General features: G+C 55.5%; 18 protein-coding genes. 13 read left to right on the top strand and 5 right to left on the bottom strand.

Annotated features, from left to right (window positions below):
- Positions 1-107: 107 nt before the first annotated feature.
- Genes SADFL11_RS15530 through SADFL11_RS15515 form a run of 4 tightly spaced genes read right to left on the bottom strand, consistent with a single transcriptional unit; the run spans position 108 to position 3,390 of the window.
- Positions 108-1,727 carry an NTP transferase domain-containing protein gene (locus SADFL11_RS15530; protein WP_008192757.1) on the bottom strand — a complete coding sequence of 540 codons (1,620 nt, stop codon included), beginning with the start codon at positions 1,725-1,727 and terminating at the stop codon, positions 108-110.
- Positions 1,724-2,419 (bottom strand): XdhC family protein, encoded by a 696-nt coding sequence (locus SADFL11_RS15525; protein WP_008192088.1) that lies wholly within the window; start codon positions 2,417-2,419, stop codon positions 1,724-1,726. Before SADFL11_RS15525 ends, SADFL11_RS15530 begins: the two co-directional genes overlap by 4 nt.
- Before the next feature lies 1 nt (position 2,420).
- Positions 2,421-3,050, bottom strand: a complete 630-nt coding sequence (locus tag SADFL11_RS15520; protein WP_040451349.1) for a LysE family translocator — start codon at positions 3,048-3,050, stop codon at positions 2,421-2,423.
- A gap of 13 nt (positions 3,051-3,063) precedes the next feature.
- Entirely contained in the window at positions 3,064-3,390 is a 327-nt protein-coding gene (locus tag SADFL11_RS15515; RefSeq protein ID WP_040452748.1) for an XdhC family protein, read from the bottom strand.
- Between the two features lie 177 nt (positions 3,391-3,567).
- On the opposite strand from SADFL11_RS15515, the gene SADFL11_RS15510 reads away from it, so the two are divergent.
- The 3 genes from SADFL11_RS15510 (at position 3,568) to SADFL11_RS15500 (ending at position 6,294) form a co-directional block, all read left to right on the top strand.
- A complete protein-coding gene (locus SADFL11_RS15510) occupies positions 3,568-3,786 on the top strand; it encodes a hypothetical protein (RefSeq protein WP_040451351.1) in 219 nt (72 codons plus the stop codon).
- Positions 3,787-3,953: 167 nt separating this feature from the next.
- Positions 3,954-5,384, top strand: a complete 1,431-nt coding sequence (locus tag SADFL11_RS15505; RefSeq protein WP_134853053.1) for a radical SAM/SPASM domain-containing protein — start codon at positions 3,954-3,956, stop codon at positions 5,382-5,384.
- A complete protein-coding gene (locus SADFL11_RS15500) occupies positions 5,350-6,294 on the top strand; it encodes an LpxL/LpxP family acyltransferase (protein WP_040451354.1) in 945 nt (314 codons plus the stop codon). Before SADFL11_RS15505 ends, SADFL11_RS15500 begins: the two co-directional genes overlap by 35 nt.
- Before the next feature lie 513 nt (positions 6,295-6,807).
- On the opposite strand, the gene SADFL11_RS15495 is transcribed toward SADFL11_RS15500, so the two are convergent.
- Positions 6,808-8,418: a phosphoenolpyruvate carboxykinase gene (locus SADFL11_RS15495; protein ID WP_008190696.1), complete on the bottom strand. Its 1,611-nt coding sequence runs from the start codon at positions 8,416-8,418 to the stop codon at positions 6,808-6,810.
- Between the two features lie 740 nt (positions 8,419-9,158).
- Between SADFL11_RS15495 and SADFL11_RS15490 the strand changes: the two genes are divergently transcribed.
- The 10 genes from SADFL11_RS15490 to SADFL11_RS15445 all read left to right on the top strand — a co-directional run bounded on the left by SADFL11_RS15490 (position 9,159) and on the right by SADFL11_RS15445 (position 21,077).
- A complete protein-coding gene (locus SADFL11_RS15490; protein WP_008194128.1) occupies positions 9,159-9,857 on the top strand; it encodes a response regulator transcription factor in 699 nt (232 codons plus the stop codon).
- Between the two features lie 32 nt (positions 9,858-9,889).
- Positions 9,890-11,713 carry a sensor histidine kinase gene (locus SADFL11_RS15485; RefSeq protein WP_008194196.1) on the top strand — a complete coding sequence of 608 codons (1,824 nt, stop codon included), beginning with the start codon at positions 9,890-9,892 and terminating at the stop codon, positions 11,711-11,713.
- Positions 11,710-12,177 (top strand): HPr kinase/phosphorylase, encoded by a 468-nt coding sequence (locus SADFL11_RS15480; RefSeq protein WP_008190610.1) that lies wholly within the window; start codon positions 11,710-11,712, stop codon positions 12,175-12,177. The genes SADFL11_RS15485 and SADFL11_RS15480 overlap by 4 nt, the downstream gene beginning before the upstream one ends.
- A 120-nt stretch (positions 12,178-12,297) precedes the next feature.
- Positions 12,298-12,702, top strand: a complete 405-nt coding sequence (locus SADFL11_RS15475; protein ID WP_008193884.1) for a PTS sugar transporter subunit IIA — start codon at positions 12,298-12,300, stop codon at positions 12,700-12,702.
- 21 nt (positions 12,703-12,723) lie between these two features.
- Positions 12,724-12,993 (top strand): HPr family phosphocarrier protein, encoded by a 270-nt coding sequence (locus tag SADFL11_RS15470; RefSeq protein WP_008193177.1) that lies wholly within the window; start codon positions 12,724-12,726, stop codon positions 12,991-12,993.
- A gap of 70 nt (positions 12,994-13,063) precedes the next feature.
- Positions 13,064-14,338: an SAM-dependent methyltransferase gene (locus SADFL11_RS15465; protein WP_040452750.1), complete on the top strand. Its 1,275-nt coding sequence runs from the start codon at positions 13,064-13,066 to the stop codon at positions 14,336-14,338.
- A 266-nt stretch (positions 14,339-14,604) separates the two neighbouring features.
- On the top strand, positions 14,605-15,993 hold the full coding sequence (gene ahcY / locus SADFL11_RS15460; protein ID WP_040452752.1) for an adenosylhomocysteinase: 1,389 nt from the start codon (positions 14,605-14,607) through the stop codon (positions 15,991-15,993).
- Between the two features lie 250 nt (positions 15,994-16,243).
- Positions 16,244-18,757 carry a PAS domain-containing sensor histidine kinase gene (locus tag SADFL11_RS15455; RefSeq protein WP_008190428.1) on the top strand — a complete coding sequence of 838 codons (2,514 nt, stop codon included), beginning with the start codon at positions 16,244-16,246 and terminating at the stop codon, positions 18,755-18,757.
- A gap of 13 nt (positions 18,758-18,770) precedes the next feature.
- The gene (locus SADFL11_RS15450; protein ID WP_008196288.1) at positions 18,771-20,303 is read left to right on the top strand and encodes a bifunctional tRNA (adenosine(37)-N6)-threonylcarbamoyltransferase complex ATPase subunit type 1 TsaE/phosphotransferase; all 1,533 of its coding nucleotides are present in this window, start codon (positions 18,771-18,773) and stop codon (positions 20,301-20,303) included.
- A gap of 33 nt (positions 20,304-20,336) precedes the next feature.
- Positions 20,337-21,077 carry a nucleotidyltransferase family protein gene (locus SADFL11_RS15445; protein ID WP_008189150.1) on the top strand — a complete coding sequence of 247 codons (741 nt, stop codon included), beginning with the start codon at positions 20,337-20,339 and terminating at the stop codon, positions 21,075-21,077.

Raw genomic sequence — 21,077 nt, 5'->3', positions numbered from 1 at the left:
AAATTGCAATAGAATAGCAGGCATGTCGGCCTTGCATTTGCTGCATAGCCGGTTAAGCCCGGTTTACTTTTGCTGAGAAAGGCAAACAACATCCATTGTTTAGCGCTTTATTGCCCGTCATCTGGCGGGAGCTGTCCGCCAGCCGCAAACAATGCTTGGGGCGTGTCCAGGTCGAGCCGGGCCGCATCGCCAAGCTCAACTTCCGCTACGAAGCCCGAGTTCTCAGCAATAACGTGACGGGCGCCGACGTCACCGGTCAAGGATTTCAGCGCATCAAAAAAGCGCCTGTCCCAAAGAACCGGATTGCCGCGTTTCCCGTCTGCTGTCGCTGTGACGATCAGGTTGTTGGAGCTTTCCCGGTAGGCACCAATAAGACGATTCAAGTCTTCCGGCGTAATGCGCGGCATATCCCCGAGTAGGATAACAACAGCATCCGGGTCCGTTTTCAGTGCATTCATCCCAGCGCGTATGGAGCCTGCCATACCATCCGCATAATCGGGATTAAACGTGACCTTCAGATCAAGATCATCAACTTCGGCTTCGACCCTCTCGGCAAGATGACCGGTCACCAGAACGGTTTCGGTCAGTTCAGCATCGCGAACAGTTTCCGCAGCGTGACGGATCAAGGACTTGCCATCCAACTGCGCCAGCAGCTTGTTCGGCCCGCCCATGCGGGAGGATTTGCCGGCGCCCAGAATGATCGCTGCGACCTTCGGTGCCGACCGGGACGCTTTTGGGGCCCTTGGTTGCGGCCGCGTTCCGATCTCCATCAAGAGGCCTCCAACGCCCATGCTGGTAATGTCGTGGGTAGAAACTTCCAATCCGGCAAGCAGGCGATCCAGGATCCAGTCAAATCCGTTTTCCTTTGGGCTGCGGGCGCACCCGGGTGCGCCGATCACTGGCGTGGCGTTGAGGCCGCCCAGCATGAGAAGGTTGCCCGGATCCACTGGCATGCCCAGGTGTTGTATTTCACCACCCGCTCTCTCCAGCGCCGCAGGAAGAACATCTTCCCGGTCAACAACTGCGGACGCACCAAACAGGATCAGCAAATCCATGCCGCTGGCATTCATTTGGGAAATGGCAGTAGAAACGGCCTCTTCGGTATGGTCGACGCGCAGTTCAGCCGCGATATGACTGCCGCTTGCCCGAAGCCGGTCTTCGAGTATCCGGCGGGTCTTGTCCATCGTGGCTGGTTTCAAATGGGGCAAGGATGTTGCGATCAAGCCAACCTTGCGGGCAGAAAACGGCGCGACACAGACCGCACTATTAACCGCAGTTTCGGCTTTTCCAAGCAATTCATCGGCCACGGCGAACGGAATAATCTTGGCAGTTGCGACCATCCTGCCCGGTGTGACGCGGGTATGATTTGCGAGCGTTGCAAAGGTAATGGCCGGATCTATTCTATTGGCAGCTGTGACCGCGGTCTCATCAATGACCAGAACACCGTCGGTGTCTGAAAACAGGTTCATCCGGCCCGTAAACGGCGCGTCCGTGTAAAGGCCGGCGCCTTTGGCAGCTTGTCCGAGCCGGGCGGCTGCCGTGTCCTCGTCGAGGTCTCCGGCTTCAAGGCGCGCAACGACAATTGTCTCCAGGCCAGCTTCGCTCAAAAGAGCACAGTCAGCTGTTGTTAAGCGATGCCCTTTCTTTAGGACGAGGCCAGGCAATTTGGTCGAATGGGCGAGCACGCAGCCCTCAGCATCCTCCGGCTGAACCGGGCCAAACTTCATGCTGGAACTCCACCCGGCTTGCGCAAAGCCTTGATAACAGATGCCAGAACGGCAACAGCTATCTCTTGTGGTGAAGCCGCGCCAATATCGAGACCGATTGGCGCTTCAATCCGGCTCATTACATCCACTGACAAGCCCGCTTCCCGAAACCGCTCCAGGCGCTTTCCATGGGTCTTTTTGCTGCCGAGTGCACCTACATAGAAGCACCCTGTTTTGAGCGCTTCCATGAGAGGATAATCGTCGATTTTAGGGTCGTGCGTGACAGCCGCGACGGCCGTGTAGGGATCAAATGGCTGATCACGGAGCACATCTTCCGGCCACTCGGCCAACAGGCTGGATCCAGGAAACCGGTCTTCGGTCGCAAAGGCCGTTCGTGGATCAATTACGCTGACATTGAATCCTGCAATCTCAGCCATGGGAACGAGTGCCTGACTTATGTGTACGGCGCCAATGAGGACAAGCCGGGGTGCGGGGACAGAGACGGTAAGAAAAGCCTCGCCTGCATCGGTTTTGACAAGGCCGGATTTGCCGGACAGGAAACGCTTGTCGAACTCTTCGGCCAGAAGGTCGTTACGGTAAGCAACATTCTGTTTGATCAGCCGTTGGCTGCCATCCGTCATATTGGTGACCAGGATAGCCGCCCTTCGAGCAGCGCGTCCCGCATTCAGTTGGCTCAGGAGTGAAAGGTCCATGTCAGCTGCGATCTGTTGCCAGTTTCAGCCCAAGCCCGACAAGCAGTGAGCCGCCGGCCCACCTGGTGACTGCCTGCATTCTGGATTGACGCGTGAAGCGCTTTTTGACTTCTGATGCAAAAAGCACGGTAACGATATCAGCCGACGTAAATGCAAAGTTCACAATGGTTCCGAGAATGAGAAACTGTGCCCAGACCGGAAGGGCCGCTTCCGGGCTAACGAACTGTGGCAGAAACGCTATGAAAAAGACGGCGACTTTCGGATTGAGGACTTCCACGAGGAAGCTGTCCACCATGGCCCGCCGGCCGCTTTTCGGGGTCAGGTTCGGTATTGCGCCACTTTCCGCCCGTGCGCGGATCATCTGAACGCCGAGAAAAATCAGATAGGCGCCGCCGATGAGTTTCAGCGCAAAGTAAAGACTCGGAACGACAGAAAAGATCGCAGAGAGCCCGAGAGCTGCTGCAAAGACATGGACGTAGCAGCCCATATGAATGCCAAGAGCTGCAAGAAACCCGGCGCGGCGTCCGCGCGCGATCGTTTGAGCGGCGGTGTAAAGCAGGGCGGGGCCTGGCATGTAGGCGAAAAGCGCAGTCGCGGCGAAAAAGGCCAATAACGTCTCAAAAGGTGGCATCGAATATACTCAATCAGTTAACCGGCTCGACATAAACGCGAATGCGGCCGCCGCAGGACAGACCAACCCGCCAAGCGGTTTCATCAGCAACGCCAAATTCAAGCATCGCCGCTTTACCTGTTTCAATGACATCAATGGCTTCCGCAACGACGGCGCCTTCAACGCAGCCGCCTGATACTGACCCTTCGAAATTGCCGTCAGCATCGATCACCAGATGCGATCCGGCGGGGCGCGGCGCAGACCCCCAAGTCTCAACGACAGTCGCCAAGGCCACAGAGCGGCCCGCCTCTTTCCAGGTTTGGGTGGTTGAGAGTACGTCCAAACCGTCCGACGGTGGAATGACATCCGATGACACTGGTATTCTCCTCACACTGTTTTTTGAGGAGATTATAGCGCAACGTACAGAAGTCGATAGCTCAGTGGCAGAAATCCTTGGCACTTGAAGTTGACGTAAGGGAAGACCGAGAGTATGGTTGTATTGTATTAAAAATAACTTTTAGGTTTAGTGGAGGGTAAGATGGAAAAAGGGAAATCGGTCGTTATTCAACTCCCTGACGAAGACATGCTCCAGCGTGCGGATTTGAATTCGGATCAGCTGGAAAGTCTTGTAAAATCTATGCTCGGAAGTCAGGTCGGCCGGGGCATTGATGATGTCATTATCCGTGGCGGACGTCTGAGTGGCGGGAAGGATGCCGCGTCGGCATGGACGAAGACGATCTGGAAACGGGCCTGCTAAGGTCGCTCGATCCATCAGATATTTTTTGCAAGTTTGTTCTTGGCGCGAGCTGGGGTGTTCCAAAATGAGGAGCATCCCAGCTAATTCCTCGTCTTTAAACGCGCTCAGTATGCGTGGAAAAAGTGGAGGCCGGCTGCTTAGGCAAAGCCTTGGTATGGGAGGCTCGGTTGCAAGTAGAAATGGCTGGCCGGGAGGCGGTGCCGAAGACGCGTTTCGGTGTGTCAGGACCGATAACTTGCCGCGCAATCGGTTCTGGTAAATCCTTGTTTCTTCAAGCGCATTCAGGGTCTTGGATCATTGTTGAAAGTCATTCTGTCCAAGATGTGCAAGCGCTTCTTGAGGCTGCGTCCTCCCGCCTTTTGGACAGATTTCCAGATGCCTTAGAAACACCGCTCGTCGCCGAGCTTTATCGTGCTGGGCTTTTGTCAGTCAATGGCCGGAACGCTTGGGATCATGTCGATTTCGAGAACGAAACAAGCAGAATCAATACCTTGATTCTGAAAATGGCGGGCTACTGCAACATTGCTTGCACGTATTGCTATGACTTTGAGGCGGCCACCTACAAGAACCGGCTGACCGTCGAACAGGGCAAAAAAGCCATTCGGGGGACCTTAGAGAATGTCGGTCCGCGCCTGAACATCCTATTTCATGGTGGGGAGCCATTGCTGGCATACGATGCCATCACAGACCTTGTTGCGTATGCTCAAGTGGAGGCACAAAAGACAGGTACCGAGCTGTTGTTGTCCATCCAGACCAACGGAACGCGCTTTACGCCGGAAATCGTGAAGTTTCTCATCAAAAACCGCTTTTCTGTCGGTGTATCTTTGGATGGTCCGAAATCGGTAAACGATACGTTCCGGGTCGACTTTAAGGGACGGGGAACTTGGCAAAACATCACAGAGGCAATTTCAGAGTTTCCCGAACTTGCAAGCCAGATGGGGGTCCTGACTACCGTTACCAACGCCAACGCCGCCAGACTGAAGGAGGTCGCCTGTCACTTTCGCGATTGGGGAGTGCGGTGTTGGGATGTCACGGTGTTTCAGGCAGCTGGCCGGGCTACAAAAAAGCCATCACGCTTTGCTCCTGATTTGGACGAATTGATCACTTCTTACATGGATCTCCTGGATGGGGTCGAAGCGGATGAGTTTGGCGACATGGAAATCCGCCCTGTCTTGCACTACGTGCGGAACGTGCTTGGATACGAGCGTCCGAACATGTGCCTGCGCAATGGTTGCGGTGCTGCTAAGGAATTGGTCTCGGTCTCCGCCGATGGAACAGTGGAGGCCTGTGACTGCATAAGCGAACCCGCTTTATCGTTGGGGAGTCTTGCCGAGGGCGGGATATCCGGAGCTTTGTCCTCCGCTCAGGCGCAAAATATCCGGAGCCGGACCGTTCGAAACCTTACCCCCTGTACAACCTGCGACTGGCGGACCTTTTGCGGTGGTACCTGTCTGGCAAAGACCGGAGATGTCACCAAAGTAGATACCGGTGAATGTGCGGTTTCGATGGCGCTTTTCCCAGATATCTTGCGGCGGCTCGCAAACTCGGATCGGCTATTTCGATATGCAGAACGTTTTGCAGACCCGTTGGCGCATTGATTGCGAGAAAAGACGCAGTCCGCGCGGCAATATTGATGTCCACCGGCTTTTGGGGGATTGGTTCGACGACGCTGAGTGGCGGCGGGATCTGTCGCGGATTCCGTCTCGACAGCGCCGTGTCATGTTATCGGATGTTGGCCGGGACATGTTTGTCGATAACATCGGTAACTATGCGAAGGAACTCCGCTGGAACATGGAGTTGGTTGATTGGGTGTGGACCGATGAGCAGCGTAGGTCATTGGCATTGGATCATGCGCGTCTCCTTTTTGCCTCACTTTCTGATTCCATTGATTTTGCCTCGGGGACGTTTCCGCAAACAGAACTAGATGTGTCGGGTGCTGAGCATGTGCTTGATCCGAGCGAAACAGGCCGGGGTGTAATTCTTGTCAGCGTTTTTCAGACACATCCAGGTTATGCCTTTGTGAGTCCTCCGTTGAGAGACCGCAAGATAGGCGTGATCCGCAAGGCTCCTGGAGGAAGTGCTTCTCTCACTTTGGATGGCTTGCCAAAGAGTGTAGCAGAGTTGCCTGCGAGCACTGCAGCCGTACGCCCTTTGCTGAAGTTGTTAAATGAAGGGAGCGTTACAGCAGCCTACTGTGATTATATTTATGAAGGATCGGGTACGATTGAGGCACCCATGTTTGGCGCCTGGGTTTCGGTATCCCGCTCCTTGCTAAAGATTGCGAGACAGACAAATGCCGCGATAGTTCCGATGGCTGTTGCACGTGATCTTGATCTATCGAAGGAGCTGGTCCGAGTAGAATTCTTTCCGGACCTCACAGACGGTGACAGCAGGCGCTTTCAGCTCTCAGACCTGTCTTTTCGGCTTGGTATCGCACTTGAGTGCCTGATCCGTCGGTATCCGGTGCAGTGGCGCTTGTGGAACACCTTGCGCGACCGGTTGAATTGATGAGGTTACTGCCGTGCTGGTCTTGATTACCGGAGCCTCTTGTAGCGGCAAAACGAGTTTTGCGCGCAACTTATCTGCGGTTCAGCCCTACCAGCTTGATCTTTATGACGGGGTCGAGACCCTGTTGCCAGAATTGGAAACGAGACACCCTGATGCGGAAGGATCTGTCGTTATCGAAGGGCTGTTATCCGGGAGTATTTCCGCGTCGCGAGCACTCATCGAAAGATGTGATTGCGTAATCGTGCTTCAAACTCCGATAACGATCCGTTTGTTAAGGAGCCTTCGACGGGATGGTATTTCCGGGTGGATCCGGTTCATCCGGAACGAGTTTGCTTGGAGCCGATATTGTGCGCCGCTTTTGAAACCGTCAGAAACGACTGTGCCGATCAGACATGTGAGCTGGCAGCCAGACCGTGCAGGCCCTGCGTGAACCACCAAACAGCCAGAAAACAGCAGCGTTTGAAACGTGTCCGGGCACCGGCAGATTGGCCGGTGCCCGGACCGCACTCCTGTTTATTCTGCCGCGAGCCGGACGGATGGAGCTGCGCTGCGGACTGAGTTGTCGACGTGTGGTTCGAAGGTCTCGAAATTGTTGACGAACATATCGACCAGTTTGGCGGCCTGTGCGTCATAGGCCTCTTTGTCGGCCCAAGTGTCGCGCGGCGTCAGGATCTCTGTGTCCACACCGGCAACTTCGACAGGAACTTCGAAGCCGAAATTCGCATCTGTTCGGAATTCTGCGTTCGAAAGATCGCCGGAGAGTGCAGCCTGCAAAAGTGTGCGGGTCGCCTTGATCGGCATCCGGTGGCCGACACCATGCGCACCGCCGGTCCAGCCAGTGTTTACCAGCCAGCAACCGACATTGTGCTTAGCGATCAGATCCTTGAGCAGATTGCCGTATTCTGACGGATGGCGCGGCAGGAACGGGGCGCCGAAACACGTAGAGAAGGTGGCCTGCGGCTCGGTCACGCCCTTTTCAGTACCAGCCACCTTTGCCGTGTAACCTGACAGGAAGTGATACATTGCCTGGGCCGGGGTGAGGCGGGCGATAGGCGGCATGACACCGAAGGCGTCTGCCGTCAGCATGATGATCGTCTTCGGGACCGGCGCACAGCCAGTGTCGCTGGCATTGGAAATAAAGTGGATCGGGTAGGCGGCACGCGTATTCTCTGTTTTCGAACCATCGTCGAAATCAGGAACCCGCTGGGCATCCAGAACAACGTTCTCCAGAACCGTGCCGAACCGCTGGGTGGTGGAATAGATTTCCGGCTCTGCCTCAGCGGAAAGTTTGATGGTCTTCGCATAGCAGCCGCCTTCAAAGTTGAAGACGCCGTTTTCGCTCCAGCCGTGTTCGTCATCGCCGATCAGAGTGCGTGACGGATCAGCGGACAGGGTTGTCTTGCCGGTGCCGGACAGGCCAAAGAAGACGGCTGTATCGCCGTTGTCGCCAACATTGGCCGAGCAGTGCATCGGCATGATGCCTTTTTCCGGAAGCAGATGATTGAGAACGGTAAACACCGACTTCTTCATCTCGCCAGCGTAGGACGTGCCGCCGATCAGAACGATCTTGCGGGTAAGATCAACGGCAATCACGGTCTCGCTGCGGCAGCCGTGGCGGGCCGGGTCGGCTGTAAAGCTCGGCAAATCAACAATCGTCATTTCCGGCGCAAAACCAGCGAGCTCGCTGCGCTCCGGGCGCAGCAGAAGGTTGCGGATGAAAAGAGAATGCCACGCATATTCTGTATAGACGCGGACCGGCAGGCGGTGGTCGGCATCTGCTCCGCCGTAAAGATCCTGCGCAAACAGCTCCATTCCTTCAGCGTGCGCAAGGAAGTCACTCATCAGGAGATCAAACTGCTCCTGTGACATCTTTGCGTTGTTATCCCACCAGACGGCATCCTTGGTATGGTCATCAAGGACCACAAACTTGTCTTTCGGCGAGCGGCCGGTGTGCACGCCGGTTTCTGCGACCAGAGCACCGCCAGCGGCCAGCTGGCTTTCACCTCGGTTCAGGGAATACTCATAAAGCGCAGGCTCGCTCTGGTTCCAATAGAGCGCTTTCAGTCCTTTGAAGCCGAACGTTTCGCTGCCAATGGCTGAATTCCTATCGCCTACTTCCTGCATGATCCCGAGATCCTTGTTGTGGGAGCTATTTGTTAGCGGCCGGGCAGTGTTAACAAATGCTGAACCCGGTCTTAAGGGCTGCGAACCTAGTGGATGCGCAGAAATGCAGCAAGGCGGCCAAAGGGCTATGTGTTTGTTTAATCGATTGAAATGCGCGAATAAATGCCGCTTAATTAATTTGGGTGGCAAACAAAAGAACGAAACTTTCGAATTCTTCGACTTGTCTGTTAAGGCGAAAGTATATGCGGCTGAAACGCGCTTTTTCGGTCTGTGACGTGATTGTGCCGAGAGGCGGCGATCTCATTCTCGCCTTATTTGAGGCTGCTGCGATAGAGCATAGAGATTGGAAGCTCACGCGAAATTAAATTAACGCGGTGTGCTGCCGCCTATCAGTTTGTTCCCGCAGCGGCAGGCAGAGTTAGAAGAGAACCTGATCGCCAAACAGAAGTCACTGTTGAATTTGGCAGCATTTGCGTTTGGAGCTCGGAAAACAGCTGAAAGTGTTTCGGCGTTTTATAGCAAGCTTCCGGAGTGGGGCTTGTAACGCTGCGCTATCCCCGCCATCTGGAGAAAAGTTTTAGCCCCTCAGAGGGGCTGCCTTGGCTATGCGCGCCTTGCTCTGCAGACTGTAAATGGCCCGATCGCCTTAATTTTTGCGCATTTAGCAGGCCAAAGGCTTTGTGTTACTGTTCGACCGACGCGCGCCGTCGGTGCGTTTCCGGAAGTGGACGAAGACAAATATGCCAACGATTGCCCTGGTTGATGACGACCGTAATATCCTGACCTCCGTATCGATTGCTTTGGAGGCGGAAGGATATCGGGTCCAGAGCTACACGGATGGAACCTCCGCGCTTGATGGCCTGCAAAGCGATCCGCCCGAACTTGCGATCTTCGATATCAAGATGCCGCGCATGGACGGCATGGAATTGCTGCGCCGGTTGCGTCAGACATCCGATCTCCCGGTCATTTTTCTAACGTCCAAAGACGATGAAATCGATGAGTTGTTCGGTCTCAAAATGGGCGCGGACGACTTCATCCGGAAGCCGTTTTCGCAGCGTTTGCTGGTCGAGCGGGTCCGAGCGGTGCTGCGCCGTGCCCAACCGCGCGATGCATCAGCACCAAGAGATGATGCAGACAAGTTGCTGGAGCGCGGTCAACTTGTGATGGACCAGGAGCGTCACACCTGCACCTGGAACAACATGCCGGTTACGTTGACCGTCACCGAGTTTCTTATCCTGTCCGCCTTAGCCCAACGCCCCGGAGTCGTTAAAAGCCGTAATGCGCTGATGGACGCGGCTTATGATGATCAGGTCTATGTTGATGACCGCACCATCGACAGCCACATCAAACGCCTGCGCAAAAAGTTCAAAGTGGTTGACGACGATTTCGACATGATCGAAACCCTTTATGGTGTTGGGTACCGGTTCAGAGAGGCCTGAGCTGGAGGCCACAGACCTGAAGGTGGGCCTGAATGGCGGTGGAAAGCGAACATCTGGACGACGTGCAGATCTCTGAACCGGAAGGTGGTTCGGAGCGCTCCAAGCTGCGCCGTTTGAGCAAGAAGCGCGTTCGCCGTAGGCTCTTGAGCCGGGTGGGCCGGGTCTTCGGGACATACGTGCTGTCTTCCCTGACGCGCCGGATCATTGCGATCAATCTCGTTGGTCTCATCGCCCTTGTGATTGGTATCCTCTATCTTAATCAGTTCCGTGCCGGTCTCATTGATGCAAGGGTGCAGAGCCTCCTTACGCAAGGCGAGATCATTGCCGGTGCAATCGCGGCTTCTGCGACCGTCGATACAGGAACTATCACAGTCGATCCGGAACGTTTGTTGCAGCTTCAAGCAGGTGAGAGCATCACGCCGACGGCAGGTGATGATCTTGAAAGCCTCGACTTTCCAATTAATCCCGAACGTGTCGGCCCTGTTCTCCGCCGGTTGATTTCTCCGACAAAAACCCGCGCGCGGATCTACGATCCTGAGGGAATTCTGATCCTGGATTCCCGGCACCTTTATTCCAGCGCTCAGATCCTGCGATTTGATCTGCCGCCACCCAATGTCGAGGAAGAAGGCTTTTGGGATACGCTCTGGCAGTGGAGCAAACGCTGGATGCAGCAGGGCGACCTGCCGCTCTATCAGGAGGTTGGCGCGGGCGACGGCCGAGCCTATCCTGAAGTGGAAGCCGCCCTTGCAGGGTCTCCGGCCAGTGTGACCCGGATATCCCAGCGCGGCGAGCTGATCGTTTCCGTAGCGGTTCCGATCCAGCGGTTCCGTGCCGTGCTTGGCACTTTGCTCCTGTCAACGCAGGGCGGTGATATTGATGCCATTGTTCGGGCAGAGCGCATCGCGATCATCCGTGTCTTCTTGTTCGCAGCGACGGTCACGATCCTCTTGTCGATCCTTCTTGCCGGGACCATTGCAGGGCCCGTGCGCCGTCTTGCTGCCGCAGCGGACCGCGTGAGGACCGGATCAACGACGTCGCGCGAAGAAATACCAGAGTTCTCCGACCGTCAGGACGAGATTGGCCATCTGGCGCGCTCGTTCCGTGAAATGACCAACGCGCTCTATGACAAGATTGACGCGATCGAGCGTTTTGCAGCTGACGTTGCACATGAACTCAAGAACCCGCTGACGTCCCTTAGAAGCGCGGTCGAAACACTGCCGCTTGCACGAAACGAGGATTCGCGTAACCGGCTGATGGAAGTCATTCAGCATGACGTCCGCCGTCTTGATAGGTTGATCAGCGACATTTCCGATGCGTCCCGCCTGGATGCAGAACTTGCCCGGACGCAATCAGAAACGATCGATATTGCCGAGCTTCTTTGGAACATGGCGGACGCAGCAAATGAGCGGTCCGACAAGGGGGACCCGCGGGTCAAACTTACCGTCGCGGACGCGCCCGGCATCAAACCTTACGAAGTCCAAGGCCATGACATCCGGCTTGGACAGGTGATCAGCAACCTTCTTGACAACGCCCGTTCGTTTTCACCGAAGAAGGGCACCGTCCGGGTGGATCTTGGCCGCGATGGACGGGAAATCAAGATCACCGTGGACGACGACGGACCTGGTATCCGCGCGGAAAACACGGAAAGGATTTTCGAGCGATTTTACACCGACAGGCCGGACGGCGAGGGCTTCGGAAACAATTCCGGCCTCGGTCTCTCTATCTCAAGGCAGATCATTGATGCACACGGCGGATCAATTTCGGCAACCAACCGGATTGAAGCTGGCAAAGACGGGAAGGACCGGATAGCCGGCGCCCGGTTCACGATCATTTTGCCCGTAGGCCGCAAGAAGTGACAGCCAACAACATTCACGCAAACTGCCTTGTTGTCGGAACCAAGGGACTTCTGATCCGTGGAAAGTCCGGGAGCGGCAAGTCGTCTTTGAGTGACACAATTCTCGAGGCGGCACGATCGCGCGGGCACTTCGGGGCTCTTGTCGCGGATGATCGCGTGCTCTTGAACGGAGAAACTGGGCAATTGCTGGCGGAGCCGCCAAAGGTGCTTGAAGGCATGATGGAAGTGCGCGGTACCGGTATTGTACGGGCAAGGTTTTTGCCCCAAGCGCAAGTCCATCTTATTGTTGATTTGTGTGAGAAGGTGGCAGTGGAGCGCCTTCCGGAAGAGCCTTACAATAAGGAAACCGTTTTGGGCGTGGTATGCCCGCTCCTTCGCTGCCCCGAAGATGATATTTTTTCGAGTGTACGATTGATCCGCTGGGCCTTCAGACATCTCTACTCAGATAGCCCTGACTATTTTTAAGGCGGACCTTTCCTTTTTTGCTTGCAACTGGCGATACGGTTGCCGACAGTGCTGCAGGCTGGTGAACGCCCGGCTCTCAAATGAGCTGAAGCAAATCTCGATGATCGGGTTTTTAAACGTATGATTGGACTTGTCCTCGTCACTCACGGGCGCCTCGCTGAAGAATTCAAGGCAGCACTGGAGCATGTTGTTGGCCCACAGGAGCAAGTCGAGACGATCTCCATTGGTCCGGATGACGATATGGAACAGCGCCGGCAGGACATTTTGGCGGCGGTCGATGCCGCAAATACAGGCAAAGGCGTGGTTCTTCTCACAGACATGTTCGGTGGCACACCGTCCAACCTTGCGATCTCGGTAATGGACAGCAAGTCCGTCGAAGTCGTCGCAGGTGTAAATCTGCCGATGCTGATCAAACTGGCCAGCGTTCGTGCTGATCGCGAGCTCCCGCAAGCTGTTGACGAGGCGCGGCAGGCCGGACAAAAATATATCTCCGTCGCGAGCCAGGTGCTGTCGGGACAGAATTAACAAGAACAGGACGCGAAAAGCGTGTTGGAAAAAGACCTGACGATTGTAAATCGGCGCGGCTTGCATGCCCGGGCATCGGCAAAATTGGTAAAACTGGTTGAGACCTTCGACGCCGACGTGAAGGTTTCAAGAGACGGGCAGACAGTGGGGGGCACCTCGATCATGGGTCTCATGATGCTTGCTGCCAGCCCTGGCTGTTGCATCAAGGTCCGTACAAGCGGCGTGCAAGCCGAACCCGCGCTTGAGGCCATCACGGATTTGGTTGAAAGCGGGTTCGGGGAAGAAGACTGACTGTCTCGACACACTGCAAGGTTTGACCATTGAGTTGGAGGGCAAGTTGGACGCGGTTGTGGATCGGAATATGCAGGTGACAAAAGACCTGCTGGCCCATGTTCATGATGCTTTGGGGGCCGACTTTTCTTTCGAGCTTCCAGATGGAACGGTCATACCGGAAAATGGCCAGGAGGGCGAGCTCCGCCTATTCATTTCCGGCACTGCGATCCCTGTGCTTTTGCGGCGACCCAGTTTAAAGACGGTTCTTGAGCTTTACGCGCGCGGCGAAGTCGAGCCGCGCGGTGGTTCGCTGTTTGATTTCGCGGACAAGCGTCCGTCCGTCAAATCAAAGACACTGTTGAAGCGTCTTAACAAACGCCTTGTCGTCGGGTCAGCGGTAAAGCTGTTCTTTGCACCGCGCGCGTCTGAAAAACAACAAGCGCAACTGGACGGCGGCAATACGGCTCAGCAGTCCGGGAGCGGTCAGACCGACATTGCCTTTCACTACAATGTCTCCAATGAGTTCTATCGGCTCTTCCTGGATCCCGAGATGCTCTACACCTGTGCTTATTTTAAGACTTGGGACACAGACCTTGCGACCGCACAGCGTGACAAACTGGAGATGATTTGCCGGAAGCTGCGCCTGAAGCCGGGGGACCGAATGCTCGATATCGGCTGCGGCTGGGGTGCTCTGATTTGTTATGCGGCCGAGCATTATGGTGTGACGGCAATAGGCGTGACTTTGTCGGAAGAGCAGGCCGTTCTCGCCCGCGAGCGGATCAAGACCAAGGGCCTGGAAGGCAAAGTTGCCGTCGAGCTCAAGGACTTCCGTGAGATGGAGGGCGAGTTCGACAAGATCTCCTCCATAGGAATGTTTGAGCATGTCGGTCTCGATCATCACGAGGAATACTACCAGGCAGTGCACCGTCTTCTGCGGCCGCGCGGGATCTATCTTCATCACGCGATCACGCGCCGGGGCAAAAAAAGCCTCAAAAACTTCCGGCGCAAGCGTGCGGAGTATAAGGCGCTCGTCAGATACATTTTTCCTGGTGGGGAGGTCGACCACATCGGGTGGACCCTTACCAATCTGGAATCCTACGGTTTTGAAGTGCACGACGTCGAAGGTTGGCGGGAGCACTATGCACGCACCACCCGACTGTGGGCTGAGAACCTGATGCGCGCCAAAGAGGCAGCCGTTGCCGAAGTGGGGGATGAAAAATATCGCTTGTGGCTGGCTTATCTGACGGGTGTTTCCCTCGGCTTCCAGCGCGGCACAGTGAATATATTTCAGACTGTGTCGACCAAACGCACGAAGGGCCCCTCCCTTATGCCGCCAACACGTGAAGATCTTTATCTAAGCTAGGCGATATGAACGATTTGGAGTTCGACCTGAAACCGTGTCTCGAAGCTGCATTCTAACGATGACTTAATCATATAAAGAATTCTTTATATCTTTATTGCATGACATGCGGCGCGGGGGTATAACCCGGGCAATGGATTGTGGCATTGCTTGCAATCCGGCCGCTTGCCGCGCAGCAGTCAATCGACTGGGTCTGTTTTCCGACAGAACGCGGCGCAAAATCGAGTTGGCCTGGCAACAGAGGCTGGCGCAAACAGCAGGAAACTTTCATGGCTGATTACATCGTCAAGGATATCGGACTCGCAGACTGGGGCCGCACCGAAATCGAAATCGCGGAACACGAAATGCCGGGCCTGATGGCTTGCCGGGAAGAGTTCGGCGAAAGCAAGCCGCTCAAAGGTGCCCGGATTGCCGGGTCCTTGCACATGACCATTCAGACAGCGGTTTTGATTGAAACGCTGGTTGCGCTGGGCGCGGAAGTTCGCTGGGCGTCCTGCAACATCTACTCCACACAGGACCAGGCTGCAGCTGCCATAGCCGCATCCGGCGTTCCGGTTTTCGCTGTAAAGGGCGAAACGCTTGAGGAATATTGGGATTACGCCGACAAGATCTTCGATTTCGAAGACGGCGCCAACATGATCCTTGACGATGGTGGTGACGCGACCCTTTACATCCTGCACGGTGCCCGCGTTGAGGCAGGTGAAACGGATCTGATCGAAAATCCGAAGTCCGAAGAAGAAGAAGCTCTTTTCGCGCAGATCAAGAAGCGCGCAGCCGCCAACCCAGGTTGGTTCACCAAGCAGCGCGATATGCTGCAGGGTGTCACGGAAGAAACCACCACCGGTGTTTTGCGTCTTTATGAAATGCAGAAAAACGGCAAGCTGCCGTTCCCGGCGATCAACGTCAACGACAGTGTGACCAAGTCCAAGTTCGACAACCGCTATGGCTGCCGCGAATCTCTGGTAGACGGTATTCGCCGCGGTACCGACGTCATGATGTCCGGCAAGGTTGCTGTTGTGTGTGGCTACGGGGATGTCGGCAAGGGCTCCGCTCAGTCTCTCGCAGGCGCCGGCGCCCGGGTCATCGTTACAGAGATCGACCCGATCTGCGCACTTCAGGCATCCATGGATGGCTTCGAAGTCAAGACCATGGAGCAGGTTCTGCCGGAAGGCGACATTTATGTCACCGCGACCGGAAACAAGGACATCATCACCTTCGACCACATGCGTGGCATGAAGGACATGGCGATCGTCTGTAACATCGGTCACTTCGACAATGAAATTCAGGTTGCCGCTCTGAAAAACACCAAACTGCGTCCGGTCAAGGACCAGGTCGACATGTACGAGTTCCCGGATGGGAAGCGGATGATCCTGTTGTCTCAGGGGCGTTTGGTAAACCTCGGCAATGCGACCGGTCACCCGAGCTTTGTTATGTCTGCAAGTTTCACCAACCAGGTGCTGGCGCAGATCGAACTCTTCACCAAGGGCGATCAGTACAAGAACGAAGTTTATGTGCTTCCGAAGCACCTCGATGAAAAGGTTGCCCGTTTGCACTTGGCAAAGCTTGGTGTGACGTTAACCGAATTGAGTGACGACCAAGCGGATTATCTGGGGATTAACAAGTCCGGTCCGTTCAAGGCGGAACACTACAAATACTGATTCTTGTGCCTCGCCATACTACATATGGTGAAGCCTGCGATTCGGCATTGTGAACAAAAAAATGCAGGACCCTTCAATTTGAAGGGTCCTGTTAACTTTTCAGCAAGGGACTCTTCTGCGCGATTCTCAAAAAGGTTATGGTTTTAGCGAATCAGAGGCCAGAAGGCGGATGTCTTTGATTTGCTCCCAATAATCGGGGGCTGCATCCCGTTAAATTTAGCGGGCGAAGGCGGTGTAAGGGGATCTTGGAATGCCGGAAGGCAGCGGAAACGGCGTGCGAGGCCGCACGACGTGGCAGGATTGGAGTCTTAAAACGATCAAACTCGGCAGTGTGTCGGGATTGGCGATGGCTCTGTCTGGCAGCCCTGCTGCGGCAGCGGATTTTATCTCCGGCACACTTGCTGCAATAAATCCCGACACGATGGTCATGTTTGGCGCCCTTGGCGGCATGTGCGCTTTTGCAGTCACGGCTGCTATTGCTTTGGTGCGCCACCGCGCTCAATCCGGCCAATTGACAGAGGCGCTTGAACAGGAGAAGCGCGATCTCAAATTCCGCGTCGATCGCCTTGAAACCATGCTGAATACAGATGAGCAGCGCGTCATCGTATGGACGGGCAATGGCGCGATGCCGCAGATCTGGGGCATTCTTCCTGAAAAGTCAGGTGTTCCGCGTCCACCGGCTCAGCTGCTGGCTTTCGGCAGTTGGCTGACTGCAAAATGCGCAGGCGATCTTGAGCGTCATCTGGACCTTCTGTTCCGCACAGGCGAAACGTTCAACACTACTCTCAAAACCCGGACTGGCAGTTACGTGGAAGCGCTGGGCCGCACGACCGGCGGTGCGGTGGTGTTACGGCTCCGGGATCTCACGGGTGAGCGCCAGGCGCAGGCTGAACTTCAAACCCGCAACGCAAAGATCTCCGGTGAGCTGCACATGTTGCATGCGCTGCTCGACGCCATGCCGGCCCCTGCTTGGCAACGGGATGCCGAGGGCAATGTAATCTGGGCAAATGATGCTTATGCAGAAGCTGTCGAGATGCCCGATGCGCAGGCGGCAGTCAAAGAAGGGGCAACCTTCCTCGATGCTGCTGCCCGCACTGCAATGGCTGTTCAGCGAAACGAAGATGGCTGTTTCAGTGCGCGCATTCCAATCGTTGCATCCGGCCAGCGCCGGGTGTTCGAAATCACCGATGTCAACGCGAATGTCGGCGGTGCCGGTATTGCCGTGGACATCAGCGAACTGGAACAGGCGCAAAAAGAACTTGGCCGTGCAGAAGAGTTTCATGGCCGGACACTGGATCAACTGGCCGCCGCTGTTGCCATTTATAGCGGCGACCGGAAGCTGCAGTTCTATAATGCTGCCTTCCGTCAGCTTTGGGATCTTGATCCGGCCCTTCTGGAAAGCCATCCGGAAGATGGTGCGGTCCTTGACGCCCTGCGGGCCGCTCGGAAGTTGCCCGAACAGGCGGATTACCGCGGCTGGCGCAACAAGATGCTGGAAGGCTATCAGTCGCTCGAAGCACGTGAGAGCTGGTGGCATTTGCCGGACGGCCGCACCCTGCGTGTGATCGCAAACCCGCATCCGCAAGGCGGTGTGACCTATATTTATGAGAACGTCACTGAGCAGCTGGATCTTGAAAGCCGCTACAACGCCCTGACGCGAGTTCAGGGTGAAACGCTGGACAACTTGTCTGAAGCCGTCGCAGTGTTCGGGTCTGACGGAAAATTGCGGCTTTGGAACCCGGCTTTTGGCCGGATCTGGGATCTCGAAGAAGAACAGCTTTCCAGGTTCCCGCATGTCAATGAAGTGGTCAGCGCGTGCGCGTTGAACGATTATGAGAAAACGGCTTGGGAGCAACTCGCCAGCAGTGTAACTGGCTTGGTCGACAACAGAACACAGAATGTCAGCCGATTGGAGCGCCACAATGGTGCAGTGCTGGACTATGCAACGGTGCCCCTTCCAGATGGTGGGACCCTTGTCACGTTCGTAGACGTGACCGACAGTGTGAATGTGGAGCGGGCGCTCCTTGAAAAGAACGAAGCGCTTGAACAGGCTGACCAGATCAAGAACGCATTCATCCAGCACGTCTCCTACGAGCTCCGTTCGCCATTGACCAATATCATCGGATTTGCGCAGCTTCTGGCAGATCCGAAGTTTGGCGATCTCACCGAAAAACAGGGCGAATACGCCGATTACATCCAGTCTTCCTCATCGGCGCTTCTTGCCATCATCAACGACATTCTTGATCTTGCGACGCTCGATGCCGGGATTATGGAGCTGGATCTGCGCGAAGTGGATCTTGCAAGCACCGTTGAAGCGGCAGTCGAAGGCTTGAAAGACCGGATCGCCGAAGCACGAATCAATCTCAGGACCCAGGTTCCGGACAACATCGGCAATATGATTGCGGACGAGAAACGCCTGCGTCAGGTCCTGTTCAATCTCATCTCCAATGCCGTGCGGTATTCTGAGCCCGACGGCGTTGTCGATATCAGCTGCGACAGGGACGACGACAAGGTGACCTTTGTTGTTCAGGACCATGGTCTCGGCATCCCTGCGGAAATTCTAACCCAGGTCTTCAATCGTTTTGTCGGTCATGACACGGGTGCTCGCCGCCAGGGCGCAGGCCTCGGCCTTGCCATCGTCAAAAGCTTCGTCGAGCTTCACGGCGGAACCGTCGACATCGACAGCGTCGTCGGCAAGGGCACGACTGTGACCTGCGTCTTCCCAGCGCATCCGGATCTGGCTGATCAGGCTGCGGCCGAATAAGGTTCGCGTCCCCATGGCGTCCCACCAGCTTCGCGATCTAACCGCAACCTTTCTGTCTTTGTCGTTGAAAGACGAAAGCGATACGCGTCAACTTGCCGAAGACCTTGCGGCAATCCTGAAACCGGGAGACCTGTTGTGTCTTTCCGGGGATCTTGGAGCCGGTAAATCCACCTTCAGTCGTGCCCTGATCCGCAACATGGCCGGCGATCCCGATCTGGAAGTTCCGAGTCCAACCTTTACACTGGTTCAGCCTTACGATTTGCCAAGGCTTCCACTTGCCCATTTCGATCTCTACCGGTTGGAAGAACCGGAAGAAATCGAGGAGTTGGGTCTTGAAGAAATCCTGGAGGATAGTGCCGCTCTGATTGAGTGGCCGGAGATGGCAAAAGACCTCTTGCCCGAGTCTGCACTTTGGCTTCAGTTCCGCCATGGGAGAGATGAGGACACGCGCCAGGTTGAGTTCTACTCTGAGGACCCGGAATGGGAAAAACGGATCTCCGCCACTCTTGAGATTCGCGCGTTCTTGAAGGCGGCGCTGAACACAGGGCCGATCTCTCGCGAGCATTTGGCTGGGGATGCCTCTCTCCGGACGTTTGAGAAAATCGACGCGGGAGATGAGCATCTGGTTCTCATGCGGTGGCCCTTCTCTGATGCAACCCTGCCGGAGACCATACGTTCCTACATGGACGAGGTACATCTTGCGAAGGATTGCTGCGCGGTTGCTGCAATAGGCGGCGAACTGCGCAAAATCGGCCTCCGCGCTCCGGCCATAAAGAAAGCGGATTTCGACAAGGGGCTGGTCCTGTCGGAGTTTCTTGGCAGCGAAACCATCGTTGTTGACGGCAAGCCTGTCGCAGAGCGGTACTTTGCCGCCGTCGATGTCTTGGCGGCCATGCATGCCCGCAAGTTTCCAGAAACGGTAAACCTGGATACCGGCGAAACCTATCGCGTCCCGATCTATTCCAACGATGCGCTGATCTCTGAAGCAAGCCTTTTGTTGGATTGGTATCTGCCCGAGAAAACCGGAGCTGAGGCGAGCGATCAAATCAAAGCGGAATTCGACGCGCTTTGGCGAGGCTTGCTCGATAGATTGTCGGAGGCCCAATGCGGTTGGGTCCTGAGAGACTTTCACTCTCCAAACTTGCTTTGGCAGGTCGGGGCATTAGGCACTGATCGCATTGGCCTGATTGATTTTCAGGACACGGTGATCGGACCAGTCGCTTATGATGTTGCTTCCTTGCTGTTGGACGCGCGAACAGACATCGACCCTGAACTGGAAAAAGCCCTTTTTGATGCTTATCTCCAAAAGCGGAAGGGGCTAGGCCAAGAAGTCGATCGGGCGGCGTTCCAACAGGCTTATGTCGTCATGGGCGCGCAGAGGATTTCCAAGATCCTCGGCATCTTCGTCCGCCTGGCAAGGCGGGACAGTAAGCCAGCGTATCTTGAGCACCTTCCAAGGATGGAAGGATACCTCGACCGGGTGATGATGGCGCCCGTATTGTCCGATTTGAAAGATTGGTATCAAAGACATATTGGACGATACTGACTGGACGCTGAAGAGCTGATTAGACAACCGAGTATGACAATGACAGACATGCGCTTTCGCCCAACCAATGCCATGATCCTGGCCGCCGGCCTTGGGAAGCGGATGCGCCCGCTGACCGCAACCACACCCAAACCGCTCATTGAGGTAAACGGCCAGGCGCTGATTGATCATGGAATGGACCGGCTGGCTGCTGCAGGCGTGAAAAAATGCGTGGTCAATGTTCACTACCTTGCCGATCTTGTTGAGGTTCATGTCCGGCGGCGGAAGGATATGGATATCGTGATTTCCGATGAGCGTGCACAGCTTCTGGAGACCGGTGGAGGGATCAAGAATGCGCTACCGCTGCTCGGGAGTGACCCTTTTTTCCAGCTGAATTCGGACACCTGCTACTGGGTCGAGGGCGTCAAGCCAAACTTGGAGCATATGATCGATGCCTGGGACGACAGCCGCATGGACGCATTGCTCTTGGTGGCAGAAACGGTCAAGGCTGTAGCTTATGCGGGCCGCGGGGACTTCGAAATGGCACGTGATGGATCGCTCAGCCGAAGGCCGGAAAAAGGCGTTACTCCATTTGCATATGCGGGTGCTGCGATCTTGCATCCCCGTTTGTTTGAAGGCGCACCGGATGGCCCGTTTTCGATGAATGTTCTTTTCGACCGGGCAATTGAAAGTGGACGGTTGTTTGGTGTCCAGATGGAAGGTGTCTGGCTGCACATTGGTACGCCGGAAGCAATCCGGGCCGCGGAATATGCAGTCCGCGAAAGCGCTGCTTAA

Source organism: Roseibium alexandrii DFL-11 (assembly GCF_000158095.2).
GTDB classification, from domain to species: Bacteria; Pseudomonadota; Alphaproteobacteria; order Rhizobiales; family Stappiaceae; genus Roseibium; species Roseibium alexandrii.
The sequence above is the reverse complement of the archived record's forward strand: the minus strand, read 5'-3'. Positions and strand labels throughout refer to the sequence as shown.